Origin of the sequence: Amycolatopsis alkalitolerans (assembly GCF_006152065.1) — a bacterium.
Taxonomy (GTDB): domain Bacteria; phylum Actinomycetota; class Actinomycetes; order Mycobacteriales; family Pseudonocardiaceae; genus Amycolatopsis_E; species Amycolatopsis_E alkalitolerans.
In genome coordinates this window covers 142,629-155,815 of the sequence record NZ_VDFW01000007.1, presented here as the reverse complement: position 1 = coordinate 155,815, position 13,187 = coordinate 142,629, and the positions used below count along the sequence as shown (strand labels likewise).

Annotated in this window: 14 protein-coding genes; 9 read left to right on the top strand and 5 right to left on the bottom strand. The window is 69.8% G+C overall.

Features of this window, described 5'->3' with window-relative positions; translation table 11 throughout:
• The first annotated feature begins 7 nt into the window (after window positions 1–7).
• Window positions 8–640, top strand: coding sequence for an alpha/beta hydrolase (locus FG385_RS11225; RefSeq protein WP_139096600.1), 633 nt, complete (start codon window positions 8–10; stop codon window positions 638–640).
• On the opposite strand, the gene FG385_RS11220 is transcribed toward FG385_RS11225, so the two are convergent.
• The 5 genes from FG385_RS11220 to FG385_RS11200 all read right to left on the bottom strand — a co-directional run bounded on the left by FG385_RS11220 (window position 637) and on the right by FG385_RS11200 (window position 5,014).
• Window positions 637–1,197, bottom strand: a complete 561-nt coding sequence (locus FG385_RS11220) for a VOC family protein (protein WP_139096599.1) — start codon at window positions 1,195–1,197, stop codon at window positions 637–639. The two genes, FG385_RS11225 and FG385_RS11220, sit on opposite strands and share 4 nt — an antisense overlap.
• 101 nt (window positions 1,198–1,298) lie before the next feature.
• On the bottom strand, window positions 1,299–2,786 hold the full coding sequence (locus FG385_RS11215) for an AMP-binding protein (RefSeq protein WP_139096598.1): 1,488 nt from the start codon (window positions 2,784–2,786) through the stop codon (window positions 1,299–1,301).
• 5 nt (window positions 2,787–2,791) lie between these two features.
• Entirely contained in the window at window positions 2,792–3,238 is a 447-nt protein-coding gene (locus FG385_RS11210) for a MaoC family dehydratase (RefSeq protein WP_139096597.1), read from the bottom strand.
• Window positions 3,235–4,104: an amidohydrolase family protein gene (locus FG385_RS11205; protein WP_139096596.1), complete on the bottom strand. Its 870-nt coding sequence runs from the start codon at window positions 4,102–4,104 to the stop codon at window positions 3,235–3,237. The genes FG385_RS11210 and FG385_RS11205 overlap by 4 nt, the downstream gene beginning before the upstream one ends.
• Before the next feature lie 10 nt (window positions 4,105–4,114).
• The gene (locus tag FG385_RS11200) at window positions 4,115–5,014 is read right to left on the bottom strand and encodes an SDR family NAD(P)-dependent oxidoreductase (protein ID WP_139096595.1); all 900 of its coding nucleotides are present in this window, start codon (window positions 5,012–5,014) and stop codon (window positions 4,115–4,117) included.
• Between the two features lie 166 nt (window positions 5,015–5,180).
• On the opposite strand from FG385_RS11200, the gene FG385_RS11195 reads away from it, so the two are divergent.
• The 8 genes from FG385_RS11195 to FG385_RS11160 all read left to right on the top strand — a co-directional run bounded on the left by FG385_RS11195 (window position 5,181) and on the right by FG385_RS11160 (window position 13,179).
• Complete coding sequence (locus tag FG385_RS11195) at window positions 5,181–5,576, top strand: MarR family winged helix-turn-helix transcriptional regulator (protein ID WP_235022513.1); 396 nt, start codon at window positions 5,181–5,183, stop codon at window positions 5,574–5,576.
• 187 nt (window positions 5,577–5,763) lie between these two features.
• Window positions 5,764–8,361, top strand: coding sequence for an MFS transporter (locus FG385_RS11190; protein ID WP_200834402.1), 2,598 nt, complete (start codon window positions 5,764–5,766; stop codon window positions 8,359–8,361).
• The gene (locus FG385_RS11185) at window positions 8,358–9,131 is read left to right on the top strand and encodes an MSCRAMM family protein (protein ID WP_235022512.1); all 774 of its coding nucleotides are present in this window, start codon (window positions 8,358–8,360) and stop codon (window positions 9,129–9,131) included. The genes FG385_RS11190 and FG385_RS11185 overlap by 4 nt, the downstream gene beginning before the upstream one ends.
• A 175-nt stretch (window positions 9,132–9,306) precedes the next feature.
• Window positions 9,307–10,509, top strand: coding sequence for a sensor histidine kinase (locus tag FG385_RS11180; RefSeq protein ID WP_139096593.1), 1,203 nt, complete (start codon window positions 9,307–9,309; stop codon window positions 10,507–10,509).
• A complete protein-coding gene (locus FG385_RS11175; RefSeq protein WP_139096592.1) occupies window positions 10,506–10,937 on the top strand; it encodes a roadblock/LC7 domain-containing protein in 432 nt (143 codons plus the stop codon). The genes FG385_RS11180 and FG385_RS11175 overlap by 4 nt, the downstream gene beginning before the upstream one ends.
• Before the next feature lie 32 nt (window positions 10,938–10,969).
• Window positions 10,970–11,350, top strand: a complete 381-nt coding sequence (locus FG385_RS11170) for a DUF742 domain-containing protein (RefSeq protein WP_139096591.1) — start codon at window positions 10,970–10,972, stop codon at window positions 11,348–11,350.
• Window positions 11,325–11,939, top strand: a complete 615-nt coding sequence (locus tag FG385_RS11165; protein ID WP_139096590.1) for a GTP-binding protein — start codon at window positions 11,325–11,327, stop codon at window positions 11,937–11,939. Before FG385_RS11170 ends, FG385_RS11165 begins: the two co-directional genes overlap by 26 nt.
• Window positions 11,932–13,179, top strand: coding sequence for a styrene monooxygenase/indole monooxygenase family protein (locus FG385_RS11160; RefSeq protein WP_139096589.1), 1,248 nt, complete (start codon window positions 11,932–11,934; stop codon window positions 13,177–13,179). The genes FG385_RS11165 and FG385_RS11160 overlap by 8 nt, the downstream gene beginning before the upstream one ends.
• Window positions 13,180–13,187: the final 8 nt, after the last annotated feature.

Here is a 13,187-nt window from a genome sequence, read left to right as displayed (position 1 = left end):
TCGGCCCATGAGCAATCCCCATCTCGGGCAACCGGCCGTCACGGCGGGGGCGGCGCTCGCCGGGGCGCCCGCGGCCGCGCTCGTCGTGCACGGGCGTGGCCAGACGCCGGACTACATGACGACCATCCTCGACCGGATCGCCCGGCCCGAACTGGCGTACCTGCTCCCGGCGGCCGCGGGCAACACGTGGTACCCGCAAAGCTTCCTGGCGCCGGTCGCGGCCAACCAGCCGTGGCTCGACCACGCCCTGGAAACGATGGCGGTCATGCTGGACCGCATCACGGACGCCGGGATCCCGGCGGAGCGCACCTTCCTCATCGGCTTTTCGCAGGGCGCGTGCCTGCTCACCGAGTTCCTCGTGCGCAGCCCGCGCAGGCTCGGCGGGGCGGCGATCCTCACCGGCGGCTATCTCGGCCCGGATCGCCGCTCCCCCAACGGTTCCTTCGGCCGCATGCCGGTGTTCCTCGGCACGAGCCGGTACGACGGGTGGGTGCCGCTGGCCCGCGCCGAGGAGACCGCGGGGCTCCTGCGTGCCATGGACGCCGACGTGACCTTCAGCGTCTACGACGACAAGGAGCACCTCGTGAACGACGACGAGATCGCCGAAGCCCGGCGTCTGCTAACGGTTGATGGGCTCTAGCTGGGAGAAGATCTCTTCGCGGCGGTGCTCGAACTGCTCCGGCGGTCCTTCAGCTCCGAGATGTCGGTATAACCCACGCCTTCGATCTCGAACTTCAGCTCGTCCTGGTTCTCCAACGTCTCCGCGTTCCACGCGAAGTGGTGGATCGTGCCCGAACCGTACCGCCACGTGCCCGGTTCCTCGCGCCGGTTCACCACCAGTTCGACCGCGCCGCCCCGGCCCGGCTGCCCGACGGTGTGCACCATCCGGTCGCCTTCCTCGAGCAAAGCCTTGCCGTAGAAGGAATCCGACAGGAACTCGACCATGTTCTCCGGGTTCGCGACGTGCACGCCGACCCCGTGGATCCCGTGGATGGCGTACTCGGCGGGCACCCCGCCGCCGGTGTAGCCCTCGCGTGTGTCGCCCTCGACGCCGACCATCACGTACTCGATCCCGGACGGATGCCGGAACACCAGCCGCCGCCGGTCGAACACTTCGATGTTCGAGGCCCCGACGTGGTGCTCGCCAAGGCGCCGCTGCCAGTAGTCGAGTGAACCCGCCGGTACCGCGAGCTGCACCTCCCGCGCCTGATTGGTCCCGCGGCGGCGGGAACACAGATCATCACAGTGTCCTTCTCGTCCTGCGGGAGGACGCCGACCCGGTCACCGCGTGCACGAACTCATTTCAGCAGGCGCCGGAGGATCTTCCCGGTGGGCGACTTGGGAATCTCGGCGACGAACTCGACGAACCGGACCTTCTTGTAGGGCGCGACCCGTTCGGCGACGAACGCCATCAGGTCGGCGGCCTCGACCGGGCGCGAGGTGACCACGAACGCCTTGGGGGCCTCGCCGCCTTCGGTGTGCGGTACGCCGACCACCGCCACGTCGAGCACGGCGGGATGGGTCAGCAGGACCGACTCCAGCTCGGCGGGTGCCACCTGGTAGCCCTTGTACTTGATGAGTTCCTTGAGCCGGTCGACGATCCAGAACACGCCTTCGCCGTCCACCCGCGCGAGGTCGCCGGTGTGCAGCCAGCCGCCGGTGACGGTCGCGGCCGTCGCTTCGGGATTGTCCAGATAGCCCGCCATCACCTGCGGGCCCCGGATCAGCAACTCCCCGGTCTCGCCGGCCGCGACGTCCTCGTCGGTGCCCGGTTTCACCAGCCGCGCTTCGGTGTTCGGCGAGAGCCGCCCGACGCTGCCGGGCGGGGTGGTGGTGAACGCGTCGTCGTACACCTGGTGCGTACCCGGGCTCGCCTCGGTCATCCCGTAGCCCTGCCGGATCAGGCAGCCGAGGCGTTGCTCGGCGCGCTCGGTCACCTCGACGTCCAGCGGGGCGGCGCCCGAAAGCGCATACCGCAGCGAGGACAGGTCGTAGTCCTCGACCTCCGGGGCGGTCGCGAGCGTGAGCACCATCGGGGGCGCGAAATATGCCCGTGTGACACGATGTTCGGCCAGCGTGCGCAGATACCTGCCGAGCTCGAACCGGGGCATCGTGACCACGGTGGCGCCGCCGAGCAGTCCGGAGTTGAGCACGATGGTGTGCCCGTAGATATGGAAGAACGGCAGCACCGCGGCCTGCACGTCCGCCGGGCCGATCGGCCAGCCCACGCGGGTCTGCGCGAGGTTCGCCACGAGGTTGCGGTGGGTCAGCCGGACACCCTTCGCGGTTCCGGTGGTACCGCTGGAAAACGGGAGCACCGCGACGGTCGTGGCCGGGTCGCGCCGCGGCAGGGGCCGGGTACCGCCGGTGGGCAGGTCGCTGATCGTCAGCACGGTGCCGAAGGCTTCGCGGGCTTTGCCGGCCACTTCTTCCGCGGCGATCAGCAGCTTCGCCTTGGCCGCGGTCAGCTGCTTGGTGATCTCGGCCGCGGTGAACACCGGGTTGACCGGGGTGACCGCGGCCCCGGTCGCGATCACCGCGTGCGCGGCGACCGCCCACCGGGGCTGGTTGTGGCTCATCAGGCCGACCACGTCACCGGGCCCGACGTCGAGCCCGGCCGCGGTGGCGTACACCGAGGACCGCAGCCCGGCATAGGTGATGGTCTCCCCCGTCACCGCGTCGACGAGGGCGGGCTTGTCCCCGTACCGCTCCGCGCCGCCGATCACGTAGTCGGTGAGCGTCACGTCCGGGATCTCGATGTCGGGCAGCGGGCTGCGGTAGATCATGTCGCCTACCTGTAGAAGCGGAAGACCGGCTGGCATACGCAGGCGGGCTTGGTGCCGCCCTCGATCTCGATCACGAGGTCGGCGGTGAACTGCACGCCGCCGGAGATCTCCTCGATGTCGTTCAGCTTGCCCGAAAGCCGGATACGCGAACCGGCGGGCACGGGCGCGGGGAAGCGGACCTTGTTGAGCCCGTAGTTGACCTTCGTGGTGACCCCGTCGACGTCGAGCAGCTCGGTCCACAGTGGAATGACGAGCGCGAGGGTGAGGTAGCCGTGCGCGATCGGGCCGCCGAACGGGCCGGTCTTCGCCTTCTCCACGTCCGTGTGGATCCACTGGTGGTCGTCGGTCGCGTCGGCGAAGGTGTTGATGCGGTCCTGCTCGACCGTTTTCCATTCGCCGGGCCCGAGTTCGGTGCCCGCGAGGGTCTTGAGCTCTTCGTAGCCGACCTTCACCTGTCCTCCAGTCCGAGCACGCGCACCGCGTTGTCCTTGAGGATCTTCGGGCGCACGTGCGGTTTCATGTCGAGCTTCGCGAAGTCGGCCAGCCACCGGTCCGGGGTGATGAGCGGGTAGTCCGATCCGAACAGCACCTTGTCCTGCAGCAGCGAGTTCGCGTACCGCACCAGTTGCGGCGGGAAGTACTTGGGCGACCAGCCCGACAGGTCGATGTAGACGTTCGGCTTGTGCGTCGCGACCGCAAGCGCCTCGTCCTGCCACGGGAACGACGGGTGTGCCATGATGATCGTCAGGTCCGGGAACCGCACCGCGACATCGTCGAGCAGCATCGGGTTCGACCGCGAAAGCCGCACTCCCCCGCCGCCCGGCATGTTCGCGCCGATCCCCGTCTGTCCGGTGTGGAACAGCGCCGGAATGCCGTACTCCTGCGCGACTTCCAGCAACGGGTCGGCGGTGCCGTCTCCGGGCGCGAAGTCCTGGATGCTCGGGTGGAACTTCAGCCCGCGCACGCCGTGGTCCTCCAGCAGCCGCCGCAGGCGCCGCGCCCCCGCCTTGCCCTTGTGCGGGTCGATGCTGGCGAACGGGATCAGCACGTCGGGATGTTTCGCGGCACCTTCGGCGATCTCCTCGTTCGACAGTGCCTGGTGCCCGCTGAAGTACTCGATGTCCACGGTGAACACGACCGCGCCGATCCGGCGTTCCCGGTAGTACTCCGCGATCTCGTCCAGGGTGGGCCGTTTCGTGTCGGCACCGAAGTGCTTCGAGGCCGCCTCGAGGAACTCGTCAGGCAGCGACAGGTGGCCGCGTTCGTCGGTCTCGATGTGCACGTGCACGTCGATCGCTTCGAGCTGCTGGGGATCCACGCTCTTCTCCCTATTCCGTCGGCAGGTTCTCGCCGACAGTCTCCGGCCGGGCGCCCACCGTCGTCGGCCACACTTCGGCGATCGCGTCCGCGCTCCAGCCTCCGTCGGCGTACGCGGCGGCGACCTGCTGCGGGTGAGACCACAGCGAAAGCCGGTCGCCGCCGATCCCGATGGCCTGCCCGGTGATCTCCGCGGCCGCGTCGGACGCGAGGAACGCGACGAGCCCGGCGGCGTCCTCGGGCGCGCCGAACGCCAGTGCCTTGCGGGCGAACGGCGGCATCGGCTCCCCGGCCGCCAGCGCGTCGACGTACTTCTTGAGCGCCGGGATGGTCGCGGTCATCGCGGTGGCGGCGACCGGGATGACGGCGTTGACGGTGATGTCCGCCCGCGCCAGTTCCATCGCCCACGTCCGCGCGAACCCGACGATGCCCGCCTTGGCCGCCGAATAGTTGGTCTGCCCGAAGCTGCCGCGCTGGCCCGCGGGCGAGCCGATGAGGATCAGCCGGCCGCCCTCGCCCTGCTCCCGCATCCGCAGCACGGCCGCGCGAGCGCAGGTGAAGGTGCCGCGCAGGTGCACGTTGACGACGGTGTCGAAGTCGTCGTCGCTCATCTTCCACAGCACCCGGTCCCGCAGCACGCCCGCGTTCGTGACCAGCACGTCGAGCCGGTCGAACTCGGCCACCGCGCGGTTCACCAGCGCCTCGGCCGTCTCGGTGCTCCCGACCGCGCCGATCTCGGCGACGGCGGTACCGCCCGCGGCGGCGATCTCCCTCACCGCGGCGTCGGCCGTCCCGGGATCCACGTCGTTGACCACGACCTTCGCCCCGCATCCGGCGAGCCGCTTCGCGTAGGCGAGGCCGAGCCCCCGCCCGCTGCCGGTGACGATCGCGACCTTTCCCGTCAGGTCCATACGGCTCCTCCCCCGTCAGGTCGTTCCGCCGATAGATGTACTCATCAATCGTTCTTGTTGTCAACCATTGCTTTCATCACGCGGTTTGCTGGCACAATGACCGCGGGCACGAGGAGGAGTCATCGGCACTGCGAAGAACGGCACACGTCCCACTCTGGACGACAGCGTGGGTTTCCTGCTGGCGCGCGCGGGCGGCCGCGCGATCCGCGGGCTCAACCGCGGCCTGGAGCCGTTCGGCCTGCGCACCCGGCACTACACGGTCCTGATGGCCGCGGCCCAGCACGGCGGACTCGCCCAGCGCGAACTGGGCGACCTGCTCGGCATCGATCCGAGCGCGGTCGTGGCGCTCGTCGACGACCTGCAGACGGCGGGCCTCGTGCGCCGCGACCCGCATCCGGACGACCGGCGCACCCGGCTGGTGGTGCTCACCGACGAGGGGCTGAAGACGTTCGGCGAGGCCGCGGCGCTGGCGTCGAAGATCGACGACGAGACCCTCGCCCCCCTGGACGCGGCCGAACGCGCGACTCTCGCCGACCTCCTGCGCCGCATCGCACGGCCGTGAGGGACCCCCTGATGCCCAAATAGGCCGTTAGGGGGTCCCTCACGGCACTCACCGAGTCCTCTGCGATACGGATCACCCATCTCACCCAGTGATCACTGTCGCCTCGTCGAGGGAAAATCAGTTAGCATAGGTCAACTAATTTTTCTCCGTGTAGTCAACGGCGACGTGAACTTCCCTGGTTGGAGTGATGGAAGTGCAGTCTGCCCAGCAGACGGTGGACGCCCCGGTGGAATCCCGCCGGCACAAGCGGACGTGGTCGGTCGAGGAACTCGGCCCGCAGTACAAGTGGATCGCGCTCTCGAACACCACGCTCGGCATGCTCATGGCCACGATCAACTCCTCGATCGTGCTGATCGCGCTGCCGGACATCTTCCGCGGCATCCACATCAACCCGCTGGAGCCGGGCAACACCAGCTATCTGCTGTGGATGATGATGGGGTTCCTCGTGGTCACGGCCGTGCTGGTGGTGGGCTTCGGCCGGCTCGGCGACATGTTCGGCCGCGTGCGGATGTACAACCTGGGCTTCGCGGTCTTCGCGATCTCCTCGGTCCTGCTCGCGGTGACCTGGATGGACGGCACCAGCGCCGCGCTCTGGCTCATCGGCTGGCGCGTGATCCAGGGCATCGGCGGCGCCTTCCTGATGGCCAACTCGAGTGCCATCCTCACCGACGCCTTCCCCGTCTCCCAGCGAGGTCTCGCGCTCGGCATCAACGGCGTCGCCGCGATCGCGGGCTCGTTCCTCGGCCTGGTCATCGGCGGCCTGCTCGGCCCGGTCGACTGGCGGCTGGTCTTCCTCGTCTCCGTCCCGTTCGGCGTCTTCGGCACGATCTGGGCGTATCTCAAACTCCACGACACCAGCGAGCGACACCGCGCGAAGATGGACTGGTGGGGCAACATCACCTTCGCGGTGGGCCTGATCGCCGTACTCGTCGGCATCACCTACGGCATCCAGCCCTACGGCGGGCACACCATGGGCTGGACGAGCCCGTTCGTGCTGTCCTGCCTCATCGGCGGCGTCATCGTGCTGCTCATCTTCGGGTTCATCGAAACCAGGGTCGCCAACCCCCTGTTCAACCTGGGGCTGTTCAAGATCCGCGCGTTCAGCTTCGGTAACGCGGCCAACCTGCTCGCCTCGCTCGGGCGCGGCGGACTGCAGTTCATCCTGATCATCTGGCTGCAGGGCATCTGGCTGCCGCAGCACGGCTACAGCTTCGAGCAGACCCCGCTGTGGGCGGGCATCTACATGCTGCCCATGACGATCGGGTTCCTGGTCGCCGCGCCGGTTTCCGGCGTGATCACCGACCGGCTCGGCGGCCGGGCGCTCGCCACGGCCGGCATGCTCGCCACCGCGGTGAGCTTCCTGCTGCTGGAAATCCTGCCGGTCAACTTCAGCTACTGGGCCTTCGCGGTGATCCTGCTGGTCAACGGGCTCGGGATGGGACTGTTCGCCTCGCCGAACCGCGCCGACATCATGAACAGCCTGCCGGCCAACTCCCGCGGCGCCGGCGCCGGGATGACCGCGACCTTCCAGAACTCGGCGATGGTGCTGTCGATCGGCTTCTTCTTCAGCCTCATGATCGCCGGCCTGTCCAGCCACCTGCCCGGTGCGCTCACGCAGGGCCTCACCGCGCACGGGGTGCCCGCCGCCTCCGCCGGCGAAGTCGCGCATCTGCCACCGGTCGGGGTGCTGTTCGCCGCCTTCCTCGGCTACAACCCGATCCAGCAACTGCTCGGCCCCGTGCTGGGCCACCTGCCCGCCGACCAGGCGTCGTTCCTGACCGGCCGGAGCTTCTTCCCGAACCTGATCTCCGGCCCGTTCTCCGACGGCCTGACCGCCGCGTTCTGGTTCGCGATCATCGTGTGCGTCGTCGCCGCGGTGTGCTCGTGGCTCGTCGGCAAACCGCGGCTCGCGGCCGGTGGCGCGCCGCGCGAGTCGGTGGGCGCCGAACTCGCCTCCGAAGCGGGCGAACTGGTCGACCAGATGCCCGTGCCGGTGCGGGCACCGGGCCGTCCCGGTGAGATCAGCGGCCACCTGCGCACCCCCGCGGGTTCCGGGGTGAGCGATGCGGTGATCACCGTGACCGGCGCCGACGGGATGCAGATCGGCCGCGCCCGCGCGGACTCCTCCGGCGCGTACGCGCTCGACGGGATCTCGTCCGGTACCTACACCCTGATCGTGACGGCGCCCGGGTTCCAGCCCGCCGCGGCCTCGGTCACCGTGAACGGGCTCGGGGCGATGCACGACTTCGTCATCCTCGGCGGCGGGGTCGTCGCCGGGACCGTGCGGCGCTCGGGTGGCGAACCGGTCGCCGGGACCACGGTGCTCGCGACCGACCCGGGCGGCCAGGTCGTCGGCCAGACCAGCACCGCGCACGACGGGAAGTTCCTGCTGAGCGGCCTGCCCGCGGGCGAGGTCACGATCACCGCCAACGTGGACAACCACCGCCCGCACGCGGTCACCGTGCTCGCCGGCGCGGCCGACCCGGCCGAGGTGGAACTGCTCGTCGAGGCGGTCGGCGTCCTGCACGGCACGGTCACCGGCCCGGACGGGCGCCCGCTGGCCGGCGCGACGGTGACGATCAGTGACAGCCTGGGCCGCCCGGTCGCGACCGCGCTGACCGGCGCCGGCGGGCAGTACGAGCTGCGCGATCTCGAGCCCGGCGAGTACACCGTCGTGACGAGCCTCTACGAACCCGGGGTGCGCCAGGTGGACCTGTCCACCGGAGAGCCGGCGGACGTGGACGTCGAACTGGCCACCGGCGTGCGCGCGGACGCGGCGTCGTGACGATCCCGGCGCAGAACCGGCGCGGCCTCGAGGTTTCCGGCCGGGTCTACGACGCAGGCGGCACCGCGATCGCGGGTGCCGCGGTGACCCTCGTCGACGCGGCCGGGCGGCAGACCGGCCGCGTCGCGTCGGACGAGGGCGGGCACTTCCGGTTCCTCGCTCCCGGCGCGGGTACGTACGTCCTGATCACGTCCGCGTCCGCGCACCAGCCCGACGCGGCCACGGTGGCCGTCGCCGGTTCGCCGGTGCGGCTGGAGATCACCTTGCGCGGCGCGGGCGGGTTGAGCGGCGTGATCCGCGCCGCGACCACCGGCGTTCCGATCATGAACGCCGCCGTCACGCTCACCGACCCGCGCGGCGACGTCGTCGATTCGCGGCTTTCCGGTCCCGGCGGGGACTACGCCTTCACGTCCCTGCCGCCGGGCACCTACGTGCTCGCCGTCAACGCTTCCGGCTACCGGCCGACCGCACTCGCCGTGACGAGCGCGGACACCGGAACGGCCCAGCAGGACGTCGAACTCGCCGACGGCGCGGTCATCCGCGGTACCGTGCGTGTGCCCGACGGCCCCCGGCCCGTCGTCACCGTCGCACTCCTGGGGGAAGGCGGGCACGTGGTCCGTACCACTGTCGCCGACGAGTCCGGGCACTACGCCTTCGGCGATCTCGAACCGGGGACCTATACCGTGGTGGCAACGAGTTACGCGCCGAACCGCGCGGTCGTGCGCGTCGATGACGGCGCCTGGACGCGCCACGACGTGCAGTTGGCGTAAGCGCTTACTCCGTGTGCGGTCAGTGATTTCACCCCGCACGCTCCGTAGAGAAATTGTCACACGCTGGACACGGCGCCCGGTCTCTGATTGCATGATGCAGCCGGGGCGGGGTAGCGGGACGAGGTCGCTCCGGGGTTGTCAGAAACCCGTATTGCGATGAGAAAGTTGTGGGAGTATGGCTACGCGGGCCCGGGAACTGCTGCTGCGCTCACGAGCACTGCTGGACCGCTCCCGTGAGGCGGCCTCGCAGTTCCTCGGCACCCCCCATCAGCCGCCCCGGCCGCTCGTGCTCGAAAGCGCGCCGCACCGGCCGGAACCGGTGGGGGTCAACGGGGAAACGCTCGCCGCGATCTGCGCGAACGTCGCGCTGCGCGACCTCAACCTCGTCGACTCCCTGCTTTCCCAGCTCGAAGAGATGGAGGCGAAGGAGGAGGACACCGACCGCCTCGCCGAGCTCTACGGCCTCGACCACCTCGCGACCCGGTTGCGGCGCAACGCGGAGAACCTGCGCGTGCTCGCCGGCCGCGACGCGAGCGACTCGACGCCGGAGACCTCATCGCTCGTCGACGTGATCCGCGCGGCCATGTCCTCGATCGACCACTACTCCCGGGTCACGATCGGCCGCGTCGTTTCGCTCGGTGTCGTCGGGTTCGCCGCCGAGGATCTCAGCCGCCTGGTCGCCGAACTCCTCGACAACGCGACGAAGTCCTCACCGCCGAACGCCCCGGTCCGGGTCAGCGCGCATCTGACCGAACGCGGCAGCGTGCTCCTGCGCATCGAGGACGAAGGCATCGGGCTCCCGCCGGAACGCCTGCGCGAGCTCAACGTCCGCCTGTCCGGCGAACCCGTGCTCGACGACTCCGCGGTGCGGAACATGGGGCTCGCCGTGGTGCGCCGGCTCGCCGCGCGCCATGAGCTGAAGGTGTGGCTCGACCGCCGTGTCCCGCACGGCACCACGGCTTCGGTGCTGCTGCCGGCCGCGGTCGTCAGCGAACTGCCCGAGGCCAGCTGGTCCGGGGCCCAGACGGTGACCTTCCCCGTGCCCGGGAGCGACGGCGCGGCGGCCGAGGCACCGGCCCGCGCGGTCGCGGCCGGCGCCGAACGCGGCGCCGCGCCCGCGCCACCACCGTCACCGAGGCCCCGCCCGCCCGCCGAACCGGCCATCGGCGGCACCACGGCGAGCGGGCTGCCGCGCCGGATCTCCCGCAGCATCAAGGCCCCCAACGGGCATCCCGCCCCGGCTGCGCCCGGGACCGAAGCCGACCGCACGGCCGGGCATGACAAACTGCTCGCCGACCTCGGCGCGTTCTCCGACGGCGAGCGCGCCGCCAAGGCCGATCAGCGCGAACCGGACGAGGACGAGGGAACCCAGCAGTGACGGCGACCAACCACCAGGACTTCACCTGGCTGATCAACGACTTCGTCCACCAGGTGCACGGCGTCAGCCACGCGCTGATCATGTCCTCCGACGGGTTCCCGCTCGCCGCGTCGGACGCGATGAACACGACGGAGAGCGAGCAGCTCGCCGCCATCGCCAGCGGGCTGCTCAGCCTCGCCGGCAACAGCGCGAGCCTGTTCGGCAAGGGCGCCTGCGAGCAGATCATCATCCGGCTCACCGGGGGCTACTTCCTGTTCATGGGCATCGACACCGGCGCCGGGCTGGCGGTGCTGACCGGCCACGACTGCGATATGAAGGTCGTCGCCTACGAGATGACCAAGTTCGTCACGGGCGCGGGACACGCGCTCACCCCCGAGGTGCGCGCGGATCTCCGCCGCGTGCTCACCGCCCGCCGACCGCTCGGATAGCCAGGCACCGCCCGACGAAGGAAGTGATCACGATGTCCCAAGATCCGGGTCGGGGCCAGGCGGTGAAGAAACCGCGCAGCAAGCGGATCCGCCCGTACACGCTCACCGGTGGGCGCACCCGGGGCCGGCACCAGCTGCTGGTGGAAACCCTGATCTCGGTGCCCCGGTACGATCCGGCGCTCTCGGACCGGCTCATGCCCGAGTCGAAGGCGCTCTACGAACGCGCACGGTCCCAGGTGTCGATCGCCGAGCTGTCCTCCCTGCTGTCCATCCCGCTGGGCGTCGTGCGGGTGCTCGTGAGCGATCTCGCGGCACAGGGCGCGGTCTTCATCCACCCCACCGCCCACGCCTACCACCACGACCGGAACGTGCTCGAGAGGATCCTCAATGGACTCAAGCAGCTCCCCGTCTGAGCCCGGCCTGCTCACGATCTCCGCGAAGATCGTGGTGGCCGGCGGGTTCGGTGTCGGAAAGACGACGCTCGTCGGGTCGGTGTCCGAGGTTCCCCCGCTCAACACCGAGGCGTGGATGACCGAAGCGAGCGAAGGCGTCGACGACCTGCCCCCGGACGGCACCAAGACCACCACCACGGTGGCGATGGACTTCGGCCGGATCTCGCTGTACCCGGATCTGATGCTGTACCTGTTCGGCACGCCGGGCCAGTCGCGGTTCTGGTTCCTGTGGGACGACCTCTCGCGGGGCGCGCTCGGCGCGATCGTGCTGGTCGACACCCGCAGGCTCGACCAGTCCTTCGCGGCGATCAACTACTTCGAGAACGACTCCGAACTGCCGTTCATCGTCGCGGTCAACCTCTTCGACGGCGAACTGGCGCACGACCTCGACGAGGTCAGGGAAGCGCTCGCGCTGCGCCCGGAGATCCCGCTCATCACGTGCGACGCGCGCGAACCCGCCTCCGCGGTGGCCGCGTTGCAGGAACTGGTTTCCCATACGCTGTCGCTCGCGGAGGTTTCCGAGTCCGGGAGGGTTCGCGCCCATGCCTAAGATCCTGATCGTCGGGGCCGGCCAGTCCGGCCTGCAGCTGGCGCTGACGCTGCGAGAGCACGACTACGACGTGACGGTCATGTCCGCGCGCACCCCGGAGGAGATCCGGCGCGGCAAGGTGATGTCCACGCAGGCGATGTTCCACCTGGCGCTGCAGCACGAGCGCGACCACGGGCTGAACCTGTGGGAGTCCGAGACGGTGAACATCGAGGGTCTCGGCGTGTCGATCGCCGGGCCGGACGGCGGCCGGGCGCTGGACTGGTTCGGCAGGCTCGACCACCCGGCGCAGTCGGTGGACCAGCGGGTCAAGATGGCCGGCTGGCTCGAACTGCTGGAGAAGCGGGGCGGGCAGGTGATCATCCACGGGGTCACCACCGCGGACCTCGACGCGCTGCCGGCGCACTACGACCTCGTGATCGTGGCCGCCGGCAAGGGCGAACTGGTGCAGCTGTTCGACCGCGACGAATCGCGATCTCCTTACACGGCACCGCAACGCGCGCTGTCGGTGGTGTACGCCCACGGCGTGGGGCCACGGCCGGAGCATCCGCACTCGCCCGGCGTGCGGTTCAACGTCCACCCCGGAGTGGGCGAGCTGTTCATGATTCCCGCGTACACGCTCAGCGGGAACTGCGACATCCTGTTCTTCGAAGGGATCCCGGCCGGGCCGCTGGACTGCTTCGGCGATCAGCCCGCGCCGCAGGACCATCTCGACCGCACGCTCGCGCTCATCCGGGAGTACTTCCCGTGGGAGTACGAGCGCTGCCGGAACGCGACGCTGACCGACGACAAGGCCACGCTCGCCGGTGGCTACACGCCGGTCGTGCGGCATCCGGTCGGTGAGCTGCCCTCGGGCGCGTTCGTGCTCGGGATGGCCGACGTCGTGGTGGCCAACGACCCGATCACCGGCCAGGGCTCGAACAACGCGGCCAAATGCGCGGCGTCCTATTTGGACAGCATTCTCGCGAACGGCGACCAGCCGTTCGACCGCGAGTGGATGCAGGGCGCGTTCGACAGCTACTGGGAGGACGCGCAGCACTGCACCAACTGGACGAACGCGCTGCTGCAACCGCCGCCCCCGCACGTGATGCGGATTCTCGGTGCGGCACAAGAGAACGACACGGTGGCGCGCCGGTTCGTCAACGGCTTCTCCGATCCGACCGACTACCAGCACTGGTTCCTCGACCCGGCCAAGGCCGACGAATACCTTGCCAGCGTGGGAATGTCTCCCGCCGCGGAGTAAGATCCTCT

Coding starts and splice junctions, on each gene's coding strand:
- FG385_RS11215 (WP_139096598.1), bottom strand. CDS start 2,786: ATGATCTACCGCAGCCCGCTGCCCGACATCGAGATCCCGGACGTGACG.
- FG385_RS11190 (WP_200834402.1), top strand. CDS start 5,764: ATGGAAGTGCAGTCTGCCCAGCAGACGGTGGACGCCCCGGTGGAATCC.
- FG385_RS11165 (WP_139096590.1), top strand. CDS start 11,325: ATGGACTCAAGCAGCTCCCCGTCTGAGCCCGGCCTGCTCACGATCTCC.
- FG385_RS11200 (WP_139096595.1), bottom strand. CDS start 5,014: ATGGACCTGACGGGAAAGGTCGCGATCGTCACCGGCAGCGGGCGGGGG.
- FG385_RS11180 (WP_139096593.1), top strand. CDS start 9,307: ATGGCTACGCGGGCCCGGGAACTGCTGCTGCGCTCACGAGCACTGCTG.
- FG385_RS11170 (WP_139096591.1), top strand. CDS start 10,970: ATGTCCCAAGATCCGGGTCGGGGCCAGGCGGTGAAGAAACCGCGCAGC.
- FG385_RS11225 (WP_139096600.1), top strand. CDS start 8: ATGAGCAATCCCCATCTCGGGCAACCGGCCGTCACGGCGGGGGCGGCG.
- FG385_RS11160 (WP_139096589.1), top strand. CDS start 11,932: ATGCCTAAGATCCTGATCGTCGGGGCCGGCCAGTCCGGCCTGCAGCTG.